Origin of the sequence: Pseudoalteromonas sp. Isolate6, from assembly GCF_022398435.1 — a bacterium.
Lineage (GTDB): Bacteria > Pseudomonadota > Gammaproteobacteria > Enterobacterales > Alteromonadaceae > Pseudoalteromonas > Pseudoalteromonas galatheae.
The window spans coordinates 1-17,973 of the sequence record NZ_JAKEVK010000083.1; the positions used below are offsets into that span (position 1 = coordinate 1).

The 17,973-nt window shown below is 42.8% G+C and carries 18 protein-coding genes and 4 tRNA genes; 11 read left to right on the forward strand and 11 right to left on the reverse strand.

Translation table 11 applies throughout. The features are described 5' to 3' along the window. Positions 1-80: 80 nt before the first annotated feature. On the forward strand, positions 81-842 hold the full coding sequence (locus L1D50_RS12665) for a hypothetical protein (protein ID WP_128725202.1): 762 nt from the start codon (positions 81-83) through the stop codon (positions 840-842). Positions 843-908: 66 nt separating this feature from the next. Here the strand turns inward: L1D50_RS12665 and L1D50_RS12670 are convergent, their stop codons facing one another. Then, positions 909-2,198 (reverse strand): NCS2 family permease, encoded by a 1,290-nt coding sequence (locus L1D50_RS12670; RefSeq protein ID WP_138524939.1) that lies wholly within the window; start codon positions 2,196-2,198, stop codon positions 909-911. A 121-nt stretch (positions 2,199-2,319) separates the two neighbouring features. On the opposite strand from L1D50_RS12670, the gene L1D50_RS12675 reads away from it, so the two are divergent. The 3 genes from L1D50_RS12675 (at position 2,320) to L1D50_RS12685 (ending at position 4,003) form a co-directional block, all read left to right on the forward strand. Next, positions 2,320-2,769 carry an SEL1-like repeat protein gene (locus L1D50_RS12675; RefSeq protein WP_128725200.1) on the forward strand — a complete coding sequence of 150 codons (450 nt, stop codon included), beginning with the start codon at positions 2,320-2,322 and terminating at the stop codon, positions 2,767-2,769. A 331-nt stretch (positions 2,770-3,100) separates the two neighbouring features. Next, entirely contained in the window at positions 3,101-3,496 is a 396-nt protein-coding gene (locus tag L1D50_RS12680) for a SulA-like leucine-rich domain-containing protein (RefSeq protein ID WP_010375559.1), read from the forward strand. A 45-nt stretch (positions 3,497-3,541) separates the two neighbouring features. Then, the gene (locus L1D50_RS12685) at positions 3,542-4,003 is read left to right on the forward strand and encodes a YchJ family metal-binding protein (protein ID WP_128725199.1); all 462 of its coding nucleotides are present in this window, start codon (positions 3,542-3,544) and stop codon (positions 4,001-4,003) included. 411 nt (positions 4,004-4,414) lie between these two features. On the opposite strand, the gene L1D50_RS12690 is transcribed toward L1D50_RS12685, so the two are convergent. Then, positions 4,415-4,936, reverse strand: coding sequence for a VC2046/SO_2500 family protein (locus tag L1D50_RS12690; protein WP_128725198.1), 522 nt, complete (start codon positions 4,934-4,936; stop codon positions 4,415-4,417). A gap of 112 nt (positions 4,937-5,048) precedes the next feature. Here L1D50_RS12690 and L1D50_RS12695 point away from each other — a divergent pair. From L1D50_RS12695 to L1D50_RS12710, 4 genes are all read left to right on the forward strand, one after another. Further along, a tRNA-Tyr gene (locus tag L1D50_RS12695) sits at positions 5,049-5,133 on the forward strand. A 20-nt stretch (positions 5,134-5,153) separates the two neighbouring features. Further along, positions 5,154-5,238: transfer RNA gene (locus tag L1D50_RS12700), tRNA-Tyr, on the forward strand. A gap of 29 nt (positions 5,239-5,267) precedes the next feature. Continuing rightward, positions 5,268-5,352, forward strand: a tRNA-Tyr gene (locus L1D50_RS12705). A gap of 26 nt (positions 5,353-5,378) precedes the next feature. Beyond that, positions 5,379-5,463: transfer RNA gene (locus tag L1D50_RS12710), tRNA-Tyr, on the forward strand. A 17-nt stretch (positions 5,464-5,480) separates the two neighbouring features. On the opposite strand, the gene L1D50_RS12715 is transcribed toward L1D50_RS12710, so the two are convergent. After that, positions 5,481-5,978 (reverse strand): DUF2938 domain-containing protein, encoded by a 498-nt coding sequence (locus L1D50_RS12715; RefSeq protein ID WP_239966153.1) that lies wholly within the window; start codon positions 5,976-5,978, stop codon positions 5,481-5,483. A gap of 72 nt (positions 5,979-6,050) precedes the next feature. Here L1D50_RS12715 and L1D50_RS12720 point away from each other — a divergent pair, with 72 nt between their 5' ends. After that, positions 6,051-6,446 carry a helix-turn-helix domain-containing protein gene (locus L1D50_RS12720; protein ID WP_128725251.1) on the forward strand — a complete coding sequence of 132 codons (396 nt, stop codon included), beginning with the start codon at positions 6,051-6,053 and terminating at the stop codon, positions 6,444-6,446. A 22-nt stretch (positions 6,447-6,468) separates the two neighbouring features. On the opposite strand, the gene L1D50_RS12725 is transcribed toward L1D50_RS12720, so the two are convergent. After that, positions 6,469-7,125 carry a YgjP-like metallopeptidase domain-containing protein gene (locus L1D50_RS12725; protein WP_239966154.1) on the reverse strand — a complete coding sequence of 219 codons (657 nt, stop codon included), beginning with the start codon at positions 7,123-7,125 and terminating at the stop codon, positions 6,469-6,471. A 226-nt stretch (positions 7,126-7,351) separates the two neighbouring features. On the opposite strand from L1D50_RS12725, the gene L1D50_RS12730 reads away from it, so the two are divergent. Continuing rightward, entirely contained in the window at positions 7,352-8,332 is a 981-nt protein-coding gene (locus L1D50_RS12730) for an ion channel (RefSeq protein ID WP_010606522.1), read from the forward strand. Positions 8,333-8,349: 17 nt separating this feature from the next. Here the strand turns inward: L1D50_RS12730 and L1D50_RS12735 are convergent, their stop codons facing one another. Beyond that, on the reverse strand, positions 8,350-8,991 hold the full coding sequence (locus L1D50_RS12735) for an HD domain-containing protein (protein ID WP_239966155.1): 642 nt from the start codon (positions 8,989-8,991) through the stop codon (positions 8,350-8,352). Between the two features lie 127 nt (positions 8,992-9,118). Here L1D50_RS12735 and L1D50_RS12740 point away from each other — a divergent pair, with 127 nt between their 5' ends. Further along, positions 9,119-10,309 (forward strand): class I SAM-dependent methyltransferase, encoded by a 1,191-nt coding sequence (locus tag L1D50_RS12740; protein WP_128725254.1) that lies wholly within the window; start codon positions 9,119-9,121, stop codon positions 10,307-10,309. A 61-nt stretch (positions 10,310-10,370) separates the two neighbouring features. Here L1D50_RS12740 and L1D50_RS12745 read toward each other — a convergent pair whose 3' ends face one another. The 6 genes from L1D50_RS12745 to L1D50_RS12770 form a co-directional block, all read right to left on the reverse strand. Beyond that, the gene (locus tag L1D50_RS12745; protein WP_128725255.1) at positions 10,371-10,661 is read right to left on the reverse strand and encodes a PilZ domain-containing protein; all 291 of its coding nucleotides are present in this window, start codon (positions 10,659-10,661) and stop codon (positions 10,371-10,373) included. A 9-nt stretch (positions 10,662-10,670) separates the two neighbouring features. Further along, the gene (locus L1D50_RS12750; RefSeq protein WP_010606518.1) at positions 10,671-11,054 is read right to left on the reverse strand and encodes a response regulator; all 384 of its coding nucleotides are present in this window, start codon (positions 11,052-11,054) and stop codon (positions 10,671-10,673) included. Between the two features lie 81 nt (positions 11,055-11,135). Further along, positions 11,136-15,029, reverse strand: a complete 3,894-nt coding sequence (hrpA, locus tag L1D50_RS12755; protein ID WP_239966156.1) for an ATP-dependent RNA helicase HrpA — start codon at positions 15,027-15,029, stop codon at positions 11,136-11,138. Positions 15,030-15,182: 153 nt separating this feature from the next. Next, complete coding sequence (locus L1D50_RS12760; RefSeq protein ID WP_239966157.1) at positions 15,183-15,611, reverse strand: CBS domain-containing protein; 429 nt, start codon at positions 15,609-15,611, stop codon at positions 15,183-15,185. An 85-nt stretch (positions 15,612-15,696) separates the two neighbouring features. After that, complete coding sequence (locus L1D50_RS12765; RefSeq protein WP_239966158.1) at positions 15,697-16,725, reverse strand: isoaspartyl peptidase/L-asparaginase; 1,029 nt, start codon at positions 16,723-16,725, stop codon at positions 15,697-15,699. 166 nt (positions 16,726-16,891) lie between these two features. After that, positions 16,892-17,602 (reverse strand): SapC family protein, encoded by a 711-nt coding sequence (locus L1D50_RS12770; protein ID WP_010375531.1) that lies wholly within the window; start codon positions 17,600-17,602, stop codon positions 16,892-16,894. Positions 17,603-17,973: the final 371 nt, after the last annotated feature.

The following is a 17,973-nucleotide window of genomic DNA, read 5'->3' on the forward strand; positions in this document are numbered from 1 at the left end:
GTCGTAAACCTGTTCAGAATAGTACGAATTCATGTAAGATTAAAAAATTACACTGGTGGTTACATGAAAGAGATTTCAGTATGTTTGTTTCTATTATAATAATGTTGATTGTTGCACTTATCGTCATAGCAGTTTGGGTAAGTGCGATCCAGCAACATAAAGAGAAACAAGAAGCAGAGAGACGCAAAGAACTCGCTAAGCAAAAACGCGTAATTGAAGAAGCGGAAGACGTCATCATGAATGGCAGCAATATTCCAATGTCTGAAGTCATGATCCGTATCATTCAGCGCCGCGTGCACGACGCTTTAGCCGCAATGGTGGAGCTGTCTCCAACTTCGAGAGAGTTAAAAAGTCGATTGAATGAATCACAAGAACGCTTGAATACTCCGCCTGAAAAATCAAATGACTCTGATTCAATTGCGCTCCCTGATAACGACAAACAAATTATCGCGCTGGTTCAAGGCATAAAAAAGTTACGCCAACTACTGCGCTCTGAACATAGTAAAGGCAAAGTAGATACCCAACTGTTCGTTGGTGAAGATCGTAGGCTGGAGCGATTTCAGCTTAAAATCAATGTTGAAAGCCAGATAAAAAGAGGGCTTTCAGCGAGGACCGCAAATATGGTCGGTTCAGCAAGACAATACTTCGAAAAAGCTTACGCTACCATTTGCGCAGTTTCATACAATGATGACTATGTAAAAGAGAAAAAGGCACAGCTGGAAAGTTATTTAGAAGAGATCAGCAGTGAACTTAGAGCGTCTAACGCATCAGCGGTGAAAAAGAAAGCAGAGCAAGAACAAGACGACTTGGACGTATTATTTGCACCGAAGAAGAAGTGGTAACACCATAATTTACGTAAAAGGCTGGTCTCCCAGCCTTTTTATTACAAATGAAGTAAACCCACTAGCTTAACCAAAAGCAAACTTAACGATAAAGAGTAGTGTCAGTACCCAAACGCTGATACTAACTTCATTTGCTTTGTTGCACGCCACTTTCACTGCTGTATAGGAAATAAACCCCAGGGCAATACCATGTGCGATAGAAAACGTAAGTGGCGTCATCAATAACACAACACTGACCGGAATAGCATCGCTCATCTCATCCCAATTAATTAACTTTAGGTTTTGTAGCATTAATACCGACACATACAATATCGCGCCTGCCGTCGCATAGGCAGGAACCATCTGTGCCAGTGGCGCAAAGAACATCATGAGTAAGAAACAGATCCCTACAACCACGGCAGTCAATCCTGTTCGGCCGCCAACGGATACACCTGACACTGATTCGATGTATGAAGTCGTCGTTGAGGTACCGAGCACTGAGCCTGCAATCGTCGCAGTGCTGTCAGCTGACAGTGCCCTACCCAACCTTGGCATGCGACCATGCTCATCAGATAATCCGGCCTTTTGCGTCACCGCAACCAATGTGCCACTGGTATCAAATAAATCGACAAATAAAAATGCAAACACCACGCTGAGCATGGAAAGCTCAAAAATTCCGCTCAAATCCAACTGCATATAGGTCGGCGCGATGCTCGGGGGCATATCAACAACCCCGTGATAATCTACAAGCCCAAGCCCCCATGCAATACCCGTCACCATTAAAATGCTGATAAGCACACCACTTTTGACTTCACGGTACATGAGCGCCGCAATCACAAAAAAGCTGGCAATGGCTAATAATGGGCCGGGAGAAGTGATATCACCAAGCTGTACTAATGTGGCATCGCTTGCCACCACAATTTTCGCGTTTTTTAACGCAATTAACGCTAAGAACGCGCCTATACCCGCAGCGATCGCACGCTTTAGCACAATGGGAATAGCTTGGATCACCCACTCACGAACTTTGAAGACACTCAAAAATAGGAATAAACAGCCTGACATAAATACCGCGCCTAATGCACTTTGCCACGTATAACCCATACCAAGCACAACACCATAGGTAAAAAAGGCGTTTAAACCCATTCCAGGCGCAAGCGCTAATGGGTAGTTTGCCCATAGTCCCATAATAAAGCAGCCGATTGCAGCTGCGATACAAGTTGCTACAAAAGCAGCGCCGTGGTCCATACCAGCTTCAGCTAGCATTGCAGGGTTTACGAAAACGATGTAAACCATAGTAACGAATGTCGTCAAGCCAGCAATCACCTCAGTTCTTACATTGGTGTGCATAGCTTGCAGTGAAAATAACCGCTCGAGCATAACTAAAATTACAAATTTGAGGAACAAGTGATTGGATTTTAACACGAATCACTTTAAAACTCGGACAAAATAGTTAAAATTCAGCTACACTCTGCTTATCAACATTATTGCGAATACATATATGGATCAAAATAGCACCGATAACTCAGCAAACCATGACTTAGAACAGCAACTGCTGAATGTGCTTGAATTTGTGACGTCACCATTAAAAGCGGACGCAAAATTCCCAGATCTTCACGACAATACTCAAGCACTGAAAAAAGGTCTCTATTACCTAAAAGAAAAGTCTTTCCCGCTTGCAGCAAAGTGGCTAAGACTGGCGGCGATGACTGGTGATTTAAAGGCACAGTTCTTTTTAGGTTTGTTGTTTATGAAAGGCCAAGGAGTGCCACCCAGCCCATTTCATGCAGCTGCTTGGTTGAGTTTGGCCAGCAGTCAAGGACACAAAGGCGCCGAACAAGTACTACTTGATGTTCGCCGCTTTCTTACTACTAAGCGCTTTAGAGATGCACAATGCTATGCAGCAACACTTTACGAGCAAATTCATCAACTACAGCATATTAGCCAATAAATTAAATTTTACTCCTCAAAAAAATGTAGGCTAGGCGTAGCCAAGCCTCTCTTAAGTAAACATACGCTTACCCTCTGCAACGGTCACAATAGTACAGTAGGAAAACTACTGTATAGCAGCTGAGAAAATTTCCTATTGCTTTATTCATATTCAAATTTCGTCAATTAAGCTCTCATTTCAAAAAATCACAACCATTTGTTTTATATTGAAAATTTAAACCAAGTAAAAATTAAGCTTGAATATTGATTAAAAAGCTAGCAATTTTTCTTGCATTCACACACTGTATAAACTACTGTATACACATACTGTATAGATAACCAGTGAGACAATTATGTTACACAGCAATACACTTCTACAGCCAAACAATTCGACTTATTACACACTTAACGAAATCAATAATGTTATCGTTGAAGATGAGATCGTCGCTAGCTTAGAGTTACTTAAAGTTTTACATAAATGTCAGCATAAACAAGGCTGGACGCTACTCGTTGCGCCCGATAATGTACCAAACAAGTCACTGCTAGAAAGTGCTTCTGTTGATGCAAGCAAGTTGCTCGTCATTAGGCAAAAGCACATATACGACCTTGAGTATGTACTTAAAAGTGCTATCAGCAATGGTAATTTCGCTGCGGTGGTGATTTGGACTGATATTGCATCAGTGCAAACTATCAACAAAATGGAACTGCCGGTATCTGACGTTGCAATACACTGTTTTCAAAGCGCTTAACAAGCTACAATAACAGGATATAAATTTGTTAAAACTGAAGTTTTTATGTCTTGTTATTGCAATTCATCCCTTCCCTATTCGCAATGTTGTGAGCCGTACCTTAAGGGACAAAAATTCGCAGAGCGTCCACAAATACTCATGCGTTCTCGCTATACTGCATACTGCTTAAAAGATGCAAAGTATATTCATGACACCTACGCCCAGGCTAAACAAGCACAAAATAGTGTCGACGATATTGCTACATTTGCTAATTATGCACACTTTATAAAATTGGAAGTGCTAGAAGAAGCAGTAGAAGCTACTCAGGGGATCGTTGAGTTTAAGGCGCACTATATCGCAGAAAACACTCACTATATACTCCATGAACGGTCAAATTTTATCACCGAAGCAGGCAGATGGTATTACTTAGATGGCGAATTGTATGATACGCCTACAACCAAGGTAGGCAGAAATGACCTCTGCCCGTGCGGCAGTGATAAAAAGTACAAAAAGTGCCACGGTAGCTAAAATAGCCTGAATTAGAGATTAGATACAAAGCAATAAAAAAGCTTGAAACGAGCGAAAGATGATTAAGGGTAGTTTATACCAATTGAATTAATTCTCTAATCAATTTGAAGGGTGAAATAGCATATTAGCTTCGTTAAAAATTTCTCATTTAGAACAACTAAATAGCAAAATCTTTGCCTTGCCTATATGGATATAGGTACCTTAGCGGTAGCAGGACGCGAGAGCGGTGCTACTAAAGCTATTTCCCCGCTTCAAAATAGATCATTTACTTAATACAACTGGTATTAGCCTAGACATGAAGCTCGATAAGCGTGGCGTTTAATGTCAGTCTAGTAACGAAGCAAACAGTTGTAAAATGACAAGTTTAATACCAGGTTGTCTTAAATTCGCTCAATTTAGCAGCTAATGTTGTTACGCCGTCGCGCGTAACATACTCTGCATATCTCCCGTTGCAATTTGATCATAGAAACCAGCCGCATCCATTGCCTTTTCAGCGACTAAGGCAAGTTTACCTTGCGTACTTGCCAAACGTCTTTTAACCGCTGGTTCCAAATTTTCTACAACTTCGAGTGGAATATGCTTTTTATCATTTCGTGCAGCAAAAGGTTCTGGATTTAAATTTTCTTGCAATCGCAAGGTCGCCATCGCTCCCATAGATACCAGCTGCGCATTATGCTGACCAATAAGCATATTGTACTCTTTTGGTGCAAGCGGCTTTTGTGGTCCTATTTCAAATTGCTTTTTTAGTGTTTCTTCTGAGCTATCTTTCGCGGCAGCTTCAGATTTTGGTAGATGAAATTGGCTAAAGTCTAGTGCATCAGTTGATAGCATAGATAACAGCATGGCAAAATCGGCAGAGCGCGTCTCATGAACACTGATATTTAATGCGGGCCCTAATTGCGACTCACTGATTAAAACGCCATCAACTTGCATGTATTCCAACCGATTATTTTGCTAATTACGAATTTATCGGCCTTTTTCCGAAAAACTTTAGTAGTTTTCTTTACTTCGAAAAAAACTTTGTTATTATCACCGCCGTTGTTTAGGAGGGGTTCCCGAGCGGCCAAAGGGATCAGACTGTAAATCTGACGGCTCAGCCTTCGCTGGTTCGAATCCAGCTCCCTCCACCATAAACAACAGTTACAATTTCGGAGGGGTTCCCGAGCGGCCAAAGGGATCAGACTGTAAATCTGACGGCTCAGCCTTCGCTGGTTCGAATCCAGCTCCCTCCACCACTTTCAAATTGTAACGCTTTAAAATGTATGGAGGGGTTCCCGAGCGGCCAAAGGGATCAGACTGTAAATCTGACGGCTCAGCCTTCGCTGGTTCGAATCCAGCTCCCTCCACCACTTTTAAAGTAAACGCTCCAAATGATGGAGGGGTTCCCGAGCGGCCAAAGGGATCAGACTGTAAATCTGACGGCTCAGCCTTCGCTGGTTCGAATCCAGCTCCCTCCACCACCTTCTATTGCTTTATCTCACAATAAGCTTACATATATAAACGAGCTTAAAAACAATCCAAAGCCAAAAATCAAATGTGCTGCCATACTTTTTACCCTTGCCTTATTCGGTTCTGGTAATTTAGATGCTGCGACCCCTGCACCAAAACAGGGTTGCATAATAAAGAATGGAAACACACACGTTATTAAGCCAAAAACTAATGCAATCAAAAGGCTTGGCTCAGTCAACCAAGGCTTGCCCACGCCCAGCAGTATCGCCAAGGCGAATACAATCCCAATGAGATAATGCATGCACCAACCAATGACACGTTCACCAGATATTGGCTTACTATGCCCGATACCTTGATGCGTAAGTTGACCTTGACACAAGTGTCCAATCCACCTGCCAACTAATGCATAGTCTAAGCCCTTTATGGCAAACAAGCGACTGAGCATAAATGCCCACAAATCCATAACAAGCGTTGCACCTACGCCAATCGCGACTGCAGGCATTAACATCGAATATAGGTTTTCCACTATTTTTACTCCTCTTTTTTACTGATAACCGCTATCCTACTAGTTCAAGTTAACTTTAAGTCAAGGGCAAGAATGGATATCAGTGAAGTTGCAAAAAAATCAGGTTTACCCGCATCCACGCTTAGATATTATGAAGAAAAAGGGCTGATCCGATCGATTGGTCGACAAGGGCTTAAACGTGTTTTTCCCCCGTCGATACTTGAACGTCTAGCGCTTATTACCCTTGGTAGAAACGCAGGCTTTTCGTTAGATGAAATAGCGGACATGTTTACCCCCGAGGGTAAAGCGGATATTGATAGGATGAAGTTACAATCTAAAGCGGATGAATTAAATGAAACCATTAAGCATTTAACTGCAATGCGAGATGGCCTCTATCACGCTGCAAAATGCCCTGCGCCAAGCCATTTTGAATGCCCGACATTTAAAAAGTTGTTAAAACGCGCGGCAAAAGCGAGGCCCGACAAATAATAGGCATAAACAGGGCGCTATGCTAATGCTCAATCATCAAGTCACGACCGTGGTCACGTAAATAACGCCGAGCCATTTTATGGTCGTCGCCATAGTGCTTTGTTACCAAATGCCAAAATGCGCTATTGTGTGCCATAACATGAAAATGGCAAAGTTCGTGCACTACCACATAATCAATTACCCACTTAGGCGCACCAATCAAAAGCGTATTAAACGCAAGCACGCCTTTAGATGAAAAACTGCCCCAGCGGCTTTTGTAAACGCGTATTTTTAGCGTATCAAAGCGAGCTTGAATATCAGGTTGATACCGCGCAATAACCATATCTACATAGTCATTTAGCGTTTCGCTTAACAGCGCGACTAACTCACCCCATTCATTTTTGACAGCCTTAAGTAACACTCTTTTGTTATCAAAATCAATTACAGAGGTTGTACTTTCGCCTCTATGAATAGTAAAGGTCTCGCCGAATACTTGCACAATTCCTGTTTCAAGCGGCCGAGGGCTCTCAGGTATGACTTTTAGAGCAAGCTTTGATTTTATCCAATCGGATTTGCTTTCCACCCAATTATGTAACCAGCGCTCGCAAACTTGCTCTGGTGCATACACAAATACTTGGCCAGCTTTTATTTTTATCGCAACGCTCTTACGTTTTCGGCTTTTCTTCAATTGATATTGCAAGGTAACAAATTCTTAGCCACTAAAGCATGCATTATAATATGAGCAACTTATCAGAGTCACTGCAAACGCCATGTAAGATGATGAATTTGATCAACAATGACAATAAACTCATCAATAGTGTGGTTTCTAACACACTATAAATTAGAAAGATTTTTTCGTTAAATCACCGTATTTATTATTTTTGCTGCTACGCTTAATGAAAAAGGCATTTTGATTTAGGCAAGCTATGGCTGATAAACCCATTTGCCAATATGTGTCACCTGAGGGAAAAAAATGCAGTGAAATCGATATGGGCTCAGGTTACTGCTTTTGGCATGATAATAAATTCGATAAAGGTGGCTTAGAGCTAAGCCAAAAGCTTGAACGCTACGCCAAGCGAGGCGGCTTGCTACAAGGCTTAGAGTTGAAGCGAGCCAATTTGGAAGGGCTCAATCTTGTTAACTTTGAAAATCATCATGGCTATGATCTATCTTATAGCAACTTTTATCGTGCCAATTTGAAAGGGGCGCACCTGTTTAATAATACCATTAAGCATGCGTCTTTAATGAAGGCGGATTTGAGAGAAGCAAGCCTGCACTGCTGTAATTTAGAAAGCACCAATTTGCTCGGCATAAAGCTGGAAAACACCCGTATCGATAATATGGAACTCGGTGAGCAATTACTGCAAGAGCAGCAAGCTTTTGAAGCACGTAGAAACCGAGCTAAAGAAGATGCGGAAGACTTGTTTCTGCAGTCCGAAGAGATCTATCGTTTACTACGTAAAGGCGCAGAAAACCAAGGACTATTTGAAATGGTTGGGCGCTTTACATATAAAGAGCTGCGCATGCGACATGCTCAGTATCCACGATTTTCAAAACGTCACCTTATTTCCAGCTTTGTCGACCTGCTATGTGGGTATGGAGAAAAGCCAGAAAATGTCATTCGCTTCAGTCTAGGCATGATAATTACCTGTGCATTTTGCTATTTTCTATTTGGCGTTTCGTTTCAAGATCAGATAATGCAGCTAGACTTAGACAACAGTGTATCTGAAAATGTAATGGCGCTGCTGAATAGCTTTTATTTTAGTGTTGTTACCTTCACAACCTTAGGTTATGGGGACATTACGCCTGTGGGGATCTCCCGGCTGATCGCAGCGGTAGAGGCTTTTACCGGCAGCTTTTCATTAGCGCTATTTGTAGTGGTTTTTGTAAAGCAAATGACGAGATGATACTCATCTCGTCATTTTTAATCCGCGATTTCTGATTTCAGTTGTTCTAAAAAATCCAGCATATATTGAGTGCGGGCTTGTGCCTGCTCACGAGCTGCAGTGGTATGCATGTTATCTTTAATATGCAGCAGCTTAATGAAGAAGTGATCTAAGGTATATTTGGTATCGTCCGCTTTTCTGTGCTCACAAAATGGGTCTTCTACATTGTAGAGATTACGCGCTATCGCCCCACCTACTTTCATACAGCGGCTAACACCTATCGCCCCTAACGCATCCATTCTATCTGCATCTTGGACAATTTTGGCTTCTAATGTCGTGGGTGTGACACCAGCGCTAAAGCTATGTGCAACAATGGCGTGGTGAATCGCCTCAAGTTTACCCGTGTCGTACTTCAACTCTGTTAGGAAGGCAACCGCCTTATCTGCAGCTAATTTCGACGCCAGCGGTCTATCTGGATGATTTTTTGCTACGGCAACACAATCATGTAACCAAGCGGCAGGGATCACCACAGCAGGATCCGCCCCCTCAGCTTCGCAAAGCGCCTTTGCAACTTTAACTACACGCTTGATATGGGACAAGTCATGGGCGGTATCTGCACATGGTGTCGACAGCATAAACTCTTCACATGCTTTTTCTAATTCATGCATTTTTAACGTCATTAAGCTCAACTTTTATTAATATCCGACAAATAAGCCCACACAAATTCAGCGGGAAAGGCATTACTGATTGTATGTTGCCACACCCTTCACTAAAATGGCAGCTATCAGGAAAGATTAGAGAAAATATATGACTTGCGCGCTATATCTGCAACCAGGCAGAGAAAAATCCCTTAACAGAAAGCACCCTTGGGTTTTCTCAAAGGCCATTAAAAAAGTAAAAGGCAAGCCTGCCCTTGGCGATACCGTCAAGATTTACAGCAATGAAGGTAAATACCTCGCCACAGCCGCTTACAGTCCAGACTCTCAGATCAGAGCCAGAATTTGGACATTTGATGAATCACAACATATTGACCAAGCGTTTTTTGAGCAAAAACTCGCTCGAGCACTAGCAGCCAGAGAATATGTTATTGCTGAAGGTGGTTTAACTGGCTTTCGATTGTGTGCCGCAGAGTCAGATGGTCTGCCAGGTGTAACAATTGATAAGTTTGATAACTACTTGGTTTGTCAGTTGCTAAGCGCTGGTGCCGAGCGTCACAAAGGTGAAATAGTAATGGCATTGCAATCACTATTTCCTGATTGTCATGTTTACGAGCGCTCAGATGTTGATGTGCGCAAAAAAGAAGGCCTTGATAAAATTACCGGACCGCTTGCTGGCGATGCACCAACCACACCTGTCCTTATTAGCGAAAATGGTTTAAAGATTGAAGTCGATATCATCGGCGGCCATAAAACTGGCTTTTATCTAGATCAACGCGACAGTAGAGCCGCGTTAGAACGCTTTGTAAAAGACAAAGAAGTGCTTAACTGTTTCTGCTACACCGGTACATTCGGCCTGTATGCGCTGCGCGGTGACTGTAGTAAAGTTATCAACGTTGACGTATCGCAGCCAGCACTCGACACTGCAAAACGTAATGTAGAACATAATGGACTAGACTTGTCGAAGGCTGAGTTTGTGAAGCAAGACGTGTTCAAGCTACTAAGACAATATCGTGATGAGGGCCGCCAATTCGATACGATTGTGATGGATCCGCCAAAGTTTGCAGAAAGTAAGGCGCAGCTTAATGGTGCCTGTCGTGGTTATAAAGATATCAATATGATTGCCATGCAAATATTAAAGCCTGGTGGCACATTACTCACCTTCTCGTGTTCTGGCCTTATGGAACAAAACCTATTCCAGAAAGTCGTTGCAGACGCTGCGCTCGATGCAGGTAAAGAGCTGTTGATTATGGAAAGGCTAAATCAAGCCGCCGACCACCCTATTGCGGGCAATTATCCAGAGGGCTTTTACCTAAAAGGTCTTATTTGTAAGGTTTATTGATCAAGCAACTCACAGTGGTATTGGAGAAAGCTTCAATACCACCCTTAGGGCTTTAATTAATCTAATTGAACTTGGTGATTTCAAGTCCTACAACCCACTGCTCATCCTGCTCTTGACTACAGCGGATCACGGTTGCATGAGCACTAAGTGGCTGGATCATATCGCCACTGGAATCAATGAAAATGTCAACGGTTGAATTTGCTTCGATTGGGTCGCTCACTGTCACCGACAACCCCGTAGCACTTAAATCGTGGCAAACTCCTTGGTACACTTTACCTGACTCAAGCTCAGTTAATTTTGCTACCGCATCTACCGACATACGCATAAAACGGCGTTTATCTTCATTGATCATATAACGCTCCTACACCATTGATTTTATTTTTTCTAATAGCGATTGCATTGAGAATGGCTTAACCACATAGGCATCGCAACCTGCATCGAATCCCGCTTTTTGTTCTTTTTCAGACTCTAAACCAGACACCATTAGTACCGGAATGTCCTTAGTTTCTGGTGTATTTTTCAACATTCGACAGGTGTCGTAGCCGTCAAGACCCGGCATACACACATCAAGCAAAATAGCATCTGGAGGATCAGCAATTGCATTCGACAGGCAACTCGTACCCGAGTTTGCATAGCTCAGCTCAAACGCCCCTGACAGTGCCATTTCGAGCATTTCATAGTTAAAATACTCGTCGTCGACCACTAGCAGGTGCGGTGCATTTTTCCTTTTCTCTCGTGTGGACATATTCAATGCCGCTTCCTTCTCACAATCCAAAGTTTTACTTCCTCATATAATAAAGTAACTGTCGTACTCTAAAATGCAAGTTTATATTTCGCACTCTTTTATAGAATTCAGAACGCGTTTAGCCGAAATTGGATAAGCCGTTCCTAATGTTTGAGCGAACAAAGACACGCGAAGTTCCTGTTGCATCCAAAAAATATTTATAAGCGACTCTGGTACAGGTAATCCAGAGGGAATTTTTGCCAACTTGTCTTGATAAGCTGTAGCAACTTTTTCCAATTCTAATACACACAACCTATCTCTGTTTGGATCTACCGCAAGTTTTTCAAGCCTTTTCTCAATCGCTTTCATGTAGCGCAAGATATCAGAGATTTTGTCAGCACCGTGAGCGGTGACAAAGCCTTTAAAGATAAGATCGGATAACTGAGATTTTATGTCGCCATGCGCGGTGATCATCGTGAGATCCACTCTGCCTTTCATGCGCTTGTTAATACTGTGGGCAATGCTAAGCACAGCCTCAACTTGCTTCGCAATTTCAACTACAGTATCGCCTAGCTCAGCTCGAATGTGCTCTTTGGCTTTTTCAAACGCGACATCATCTCTGATCTCACCAAATCCACGCAGCAGCTTGTCAACCCCAGCTTGCGTACAGTCATCAACTAAATCATGCACTTTTCCAAAGGGGTTAAAATACAATCCTAACTTAGCCTTATTTGGTAAGTGTTGCTGTAGGTATTTAACAGGCGAAGGAACATTGAGTAGCATAAGACGGCGCAATCCTGCTTGATGCGCCGCTTGAGCTTTTATTTCGTTATCAAACAATTCTATGGCCGTACTTTGTTTTTTATCGACTAATGCTGGGAACGCCTTAATCTCATAATTTCCTTGCTTTTTAGTATATTGCTCCGGCAGCTCGCCGAAATCCCACTGCTGAATATCCGTTTGCTCGATCCCTTGCTCAGCCACTTGCGAAAGCGTCTCGGTCACTTGACCTTGCAACTTTGCCTTGAGTGCTAGTAAATCAAAGCCATGGGCTATCACCTTGCCTTTGTCATCGACTACCTGAAATTGCATTTTTAAGTGCGGTTCAAGTGCACTAATGTCCCAATCTGACTCGGCGACTTTAACACCTGTCATTCTGAGTAAACGATTGGCCACCGCTTCTCTAAATGAACCTTGCATTACCTCAACGGCGGCAAGCACCGCATCTGCATAATTTGGTGCTGGCACAAAGTTACGTCTTAGGGTCTTCGGCAGTGACTTAATAAGCCCACAAACCAGCTCATGTCTGAGCGCAGGAATATGCCAATCAAAACCTTCATCTTGAACTTGGTTTAATAGTGCCAGAGGAATATTGACCACCACGCCGTCGAGTGCTTGGCCTGGGTCAAAGTGGTAACTGAGAGGCAAAATCAAATTCCCTTGTTGCCACGTATCAGGATAATGTGTATCCGTGATATGTTCAGCGTCATGCTTCATTAACAGATCGCGCGTCATATGCAAAAAGCGTTTGTCTTTTTGCTTTTGTGAACGCCACCATTTATTAAACGCAGCACGATTATTTACGTCTTTTGGAATTCGATCGTTATAAAACGCAACAACATCTTCTTCGTCGACTAGGATATCGCGACGCCTCGCTTTATCTTCAAGCGCCTGCACTTCTTCAACCAACTTTTGGTTTGCGCTCAAAAAGCCTTCGCTTTGGCCAAGTTGACCGTTTGCCAGCGCTTCACGAATAAATATCTCTCGGCTAACCACAGGATCAATATCGCTATACACCGTGCGTTTACGGCCAACGATGATCAAGCCGTATAAGGTTTGCTGTTCAAATGCGATAACCGCTCCAGCCTTTTTCTCCCAATGCGGCTCGCTATAGCTTCTATTTACTAAATGCTTAGCGATTGGCGCAATCCAATTTACATCGATTTTGGCATTAACCCGAGCATAAAGTTTACTGGTTTCCACAAGCTCGGCAGACATCAACCACTTAGGGCTTTTCTTAAACAGTGTTGAACCTGGAAAAATATGAAATTGGCTGTTACGTGCGCCTTTAAATACTTGCTTTTGCTTTTCGTCTTTTACACCAATATGGCTAAGCATACCGCTTAGCAATGATTGATGGACGGCTTCATCGCTTGCAGGACTGCTATTTATTTTAAAGCCGAGCTCCTCACACACCGTAGTCAGCTGATATACAATATCTTGCCATTCACGTACACGCATGTAGGCCAAAAAGTCTTTTTGGCATTGCTTTCTAAACTGGTTACGCGTCAGTGCTTGCTGCTGCGCTTCGATGTAATTCCACAGATTTAGATATGCAACAAAATCAGAGTGTTCGCACTCAAAGCGGTTATGTTTTTCGTCAGCTGCTGCACGTTTGTCTTGAGGACGCTCTCTTGGGTCTTGAATAGACAGTGCCGCAGTGATCACTATCGCTTCCCAAAGCGCGTTGTTTTGTGCCCCTGACATCACCATCTTAGCAAGCCTTGGGTCTATGGGTAAGCGGCTTAGTTTGCGACCTGATTCTGTGAGCTTGGCTTTTTCTCTGCGCTTTGCAGGAACTATCGCCTCCAACTCTTCAAGTAATGACATGCCATCTTTGATATTACGGCTATCAGGCGCTTGTACAAATGGGAATTGACTTATATCACCAAGTCCAAGTGCGAGCATTTGCAAAATAACGGAAGCTAAATTGGTTCTTAGAATTTCAGGGTCGGTAAACTCAGGGCGCCCTAAAAAGTCGTCTTCAGAATATAAACGAATACAAATACCAGATGCCACACGCCCACATCGACCTTTACGCTGGTTTGCACTGGCTTGTGATACTGCTTCAATCGGTAAGCGTTGCACCTTTGTTCGATAACTATAGCGGCTTATTCTCGCAGTACCCGGGTCGATAACATAGCGAATACCTGGTACTGTCAATGACGTTTCTGCAACGTTTGTAGATAATACAATACGCCGCTGGCTATGCGGCGCAAAAATGCGATTTTGTTCGGCATTAGAAAGGCGCGCATACAAAGGTAAAATCTCAACGCCTTTTAAATTGCGTTTTGCCAGCGCATCAGCGGTGTCACGAATTTCACGTTCACCGTTCATAAATACCAGAATATCCCCAGGTCCTTCAGCACAAAGCTCATCAACCGCATCAAAAATACCCTGTAACTGGTCGTTTTCTGCTTCGCTATTTTGTGAGTCTACATCTTCAACTGGACGATATCTCACTTCTACTGGATAAGTTCGTCCTGACACTTCAATAATAGGTGCGTCACTAAAATGTTTAGAAAAACGCTCAGGATCAATGGTTGCTGAGGTAATAATCACTTTAAGGTCTGGACGCTTCGGCAACAGCTGCTTTAAATAACCCAAAATAAAATCAATATTCAGGCTGCGCTCGTGCGCTTCATCAATGATGATTGTGTCGTACTGGTTGAGGAATCTGTCTTGTTGAATTTCCGAGAGCAAAATACCGTCGGTCATCAGTTTTACGTATGTATTGTCAGAGACTTGATCTGAGAAGCGAATTTTAAATCCAACTTCTTGCCCCATCTCGCAGCCAATTTCTTCTGCAATACGGGTAGATACACTTCTTGCTGCTAGTCTTCTTGGTTGTGTATGACCAATATAGCCATCCACGCCTCTACCTAACTCTAAACAAATTTTAGGCAGCTGCGTGGTCTTCCCCGAGCCTGTTTCTCCGGCAACAATAACCACTTGGTTATTCGCAATGGCTGCTTTGATGTCGTCTTTTTTCTGGCTGACAGGTAGTTGCTCAGGGTACTCTACTGCTGGAATATTGGCACTTCTTGTTACCTTTAATTCTTGGCTTTTTGCAATCGCAGCCGCTACTTTTGCGGCTACCTGCTTTTGCTTTTCTTGATCGGTAATTTTTTTCGCGCCATGGAGGCGCTTTTTGAGGATGAAGTGATCCTTTTTAAGACATGAATTTAGCTCTTTGAACAGCGAGTCAACCTGCACTACACGACACCTTGTGATTACATAAAACGCCGTGTAGTTTACCAAATCAGATTAGGCGAACCCAACAAAATTTGGTTAGGAATTGAGATTTTTGCCGTTATTCTCAAGGCAGCTCCTCATGAGCTACCGAAACGGCCTGTATATTTCATCGCTTCATACGTAGCGGTGGCCAGAGACATAAGCATCATGTAAATGCTTATCTAACGCTAATAACACGTTTGCGCGACTGATGATCCCGAGTAAGCGCCCTTCATCGTCAACTACCGGGTACACTTTGGGTTTATTGCAAATCATCAAATCTGCCATTTGCACTATACTATCTTCACGTTTTACACAAAGAGGCTCTTTTGTCATGACGTCGGACACAACACTATGAGACTCATTTTGATAGGTCGCCTCTAGCATTTTTTTGAGACAATCTTGCTCAGATAAAAACCCAATAACTCGCTTTGTCTCGTCTATAACCGGCCCGCCCGATTGACCGCTTTGTAGCAGCTTCTCTACAGCTGATTCTACGCGCATATCTTGCTTGAATGTTACGGGGCGATGATTTAAGTAGTCTGCGACTTTTATTGATTGCATTGCTCATCTCCATTAAAAACGCCAGCTATCATGATAATAATAGCTGGCGTTTGAAGAACTTGCTTAGTCTCAACGAAATATTGTTTTACTCGCTATAAATACCAACATAGGTCGGTGTTGTTGACGACTTGCTCGCACGGTACATCCCCGCGGTATTAAATGGCATACTAATATTGCCTTTCGGGTCAACAATGATCACCCCACCCGTACCACCAATTGGATAAAGCGTATCAAAAATCACTTCTTTCCCTGCTTTGTCAATCGACTTGTTTTGATAAGCAACACGAGCACAAATATCAGCTGCGACATTATATCGAATAAAATACTCGCCATGCCCCGTTGCTGAAACAGCACAAGAGCGGTTATCCGCAAATGTGCCCGCACCAATCACCGGTGAGTCACCTATCCGTCCGAAGCGTTTCGCCGTCATCCCACCGGTTGACGTTCCGGCCGCTAAATTCCCTTGTTTATCAAGAGCGACAGCTCCCACAGTTCCCATCTTATACTGGCTTTTCAATTGTTGGTGTGCCGCCTGATAGTCCTTGGTCGCCGCTTCTTTCATCTGCAATCGCTTTTTCGCTTTTAGCAGCGATTGATAGCGAGCATCGGTGTCAAAATAGCTGTTTTCCACTAACGTAAAACCGCGTTTCTTAGCAAAGTCTTCCGCACCTTCACCACTTAGCATGACATGTACTGAGTGCTGCATCACTTCTTTTGCTAGGTTGATTGGGTTTTTAATGTGCTTCACCCCCGCCACAGCGCCCGCTTGGCGATTACGACCATCCATGATTGACGCATCTAGCTCATGTCCTTCATCATAAGTGTACACGGCACCCTTACCAGCATTAAAAAAAGGCGAGTCTTCAAGAATATTAATGGCAGCCGTCACTGCATCAAGACTTTCTCCACCTTGTTCTAGTACCTTATAGCCAGCCTCAACAGCTTCTTTTAATTTAGCTTTGTATTGTTTTTCTTTTTCTGGCGTGAAGTTACTGCGCTCAATTGTGCCAGCCCCTCCATGAATGGCGATCGCAAACGGGGACACTTTCTCATCAGCGACAGCAGCTGTCGCCGACAAAGCTAATAAGGCTGCTAGCAAAGAAATTTTTTTCATTTTTATACCTTGGTTCGTTGTTAAACTTCAGCATGAGGTGAATTTTAGAGCGATGCAAGCTTTCGCGTTAAAAGTTTTTTATTTAGAACAACTAAATAGTATCCACAAAAAAAGCGCTTCCATCAGGAAGCGCTTTTCTCAAATCATTCTACTATATTAAAAGCAATTAGCTTGCTTCGCGCTGTGCCTTCATACGTGCAAGGCGTGCTACTTGGTGAGTAGAAGTCAAGAATGCGAAGATAGGTGCTAAATAACCACGTTTACGTAGCTCTAGGAAATCTTCGTCACCTAATTCATTTAGCTTACGCTCATCCACAAGGTAAATACCGTTGATGTCTTTCTTCTCACCACGGATTTCTACCGTTAGTGTTTGTTGAACTAAAAGCTCTTTATCAGCAAGATACTGAGTAAATGCTTCAGTTACGCGAGCAAACTCAACATAGCTTACCAACGCTTCTTTACGACGACCTAGATATTCAGTTTCTTTACCGTCTTCGAAAAGCGCATTACCTTCTTCTTCACCAACTAGCGGGCTTGCTTCGTCTATCACAATACCAAACTGATCTTGTTCAGGATGCTTAACCAAACCAAACGGGTAACGTGCTGCGGCCATTGGTACAAAGCTGCCAGTCCACTTGTCACCATCTACAAATAAGTTTTCACCTGGCTGAAGACCAAACATAGCAACCGCTTGAAATTGACCTGACTCAGTGTTTTTAACAAACGCCATCGGGAATTCTGTCGCTACACGCGCAAACTCATGCGCCACTACAGGCATTAAGTGCTGAGTTTTAAGGAAATCAACGTTCACGCCATTTTTTACTTTGATGTTCGCGTGCTTTTCGTTGTGTAAAGGCTGCACTTGTTGTTCCGCCATAATACTGCTCCATTATTTTACGTATTTGTTACTTTATTTATTGCCCCTAAGGCTAGCGGTTTTCGGTGCAAATTGGAAGTTAAATATTTTTTAAGGTGGGCCGGAGCCTTATCACCTATTTAATTGGTAGTTTGTGTATCTAAAGTTTAAAAAGTTATGTCTCTATATTTCTATTGAGATATTAGTGACACTGCGTAAACACCCCTACGACTTTATCAAACGTATGCAACGATCATTTAAGTACCACTGATGAGTAATATTCAATCAAAAAAGTTATTCAAAAAATCAAACCCCTTAATAATCATTAGTTTGAAATAGCAACCTAAAATTACAACTTGAAAAAACTGAATAACATATTGACACCTATAATT

Excerpts from the sequence above, each read along its gene's own strand:
- L1D50_RS12730 (WP_010606522.1), top strand. The coding sequence starts at position 7,352 with ATGGCTGATAAACCCATTTGCCAATATGTGTCACCTGAGGGAAAAAAA.
- L1D50_RS12740 (WP_128725254.1), top strand. The coding sequence starts at position 9,119 with ATGACTTGCGCGCTATATCTGCAACCAGGCAGAGAAAAATCCCTTAAC.
- L1D50_RS12765 (WP_239966158.1), bottom strand. The coding sequence starts at position 16,725 with ATGAAAAAAATTTCTTTGCTAGCAGCCTTATTAGCTTTGTCGGCGACA.
- L1D50_RS12680 (WP_010375559.1), top strand. The coding sequence starts at position 3,101 with ATGTTACACAGCAATACACTTCTACAGCCAAACAATTCGACTTATTAC.
- L1D50_RS12760 (WP_239966157.1), bottom strand. The coding sequence starts at position 15,611 with ATGCAATCAATAAAAGTCGCAGACTACTTAAATCATCGCCCCGTAACA.
- L1D50_RS12670 (WP_138524939.1), bottom strand. The coding sequence starts at position 2,198 with ATGCTCGAGCGGTTATTTTCACTGCAAGCTATGCACACCAATGTAAGA.
- L1D50_RS12745 (WP_128725255.1), bottom strand. The coding sequence starts at position 10,661 with ATGATCAATGAAGATAAACGCCGTTTTATGCGTATGTCGGTAGATGCG.
- L1D50_RS12770 (WP_010375531.1), bottom strand. The coding sequence starts at position 17,602 with ATGGCGGAACAACAAGTGCAGCCTTTACACAACGAAAAGCACGCGAAC.
- L1D50_RS12750 (WP_010606518.1), bottom strand. The coding sequence starts at position 11,054 with ATGTCCACACGAGAGAAAAGGAAAAATGCACCGCACCTGCTAGTGGTC.
- L1D50_RS12675 (WP_128725200.1), top strand. The coding sequence starts at position 2,320 with ATGGATCAAAATAGCACCGATAACTCAGCAAACCATGACTTAGAACAG.
- L1D50_RS12685 (WP_128725199.1), top strand. The coding sequence starts at position 3,542 with ATGTCTTGTTATTGCAATTCATCCCTTCCCTATTCGCAATGTTGTGAG.
- L1D50_RS12690 (WP_128725198.1), bottom strand. The coding sequence starts at position 4,936 with ATGCAAGTTGATGGCGTTTTAATCAGTGAGTCGCAATTAGGGCCCGCA.
- L1D50_RS12720 (WP_128725251.1), top strand. The coding sequence starts at position 6,051 with ATGGATATCAGTGAAGTTGCAAAAAAATCAGGTTTACCCGCATCCACG.
- L1D50_RS12735 (WP_239966155.1), bottom strand. The coding sequence starts at position 8,991 with ATGACGTTAAAAATGCATGAATTAGAAAAAGCATGTGAAGAGTTTATG.
- L1D50_RS12665 (WP_128725202.1), top strand. The coding sequence starts at position 81 with ATGTTTGTTTCTATTATAATAATGTTGATTGTTGCACTTATCGTCATA.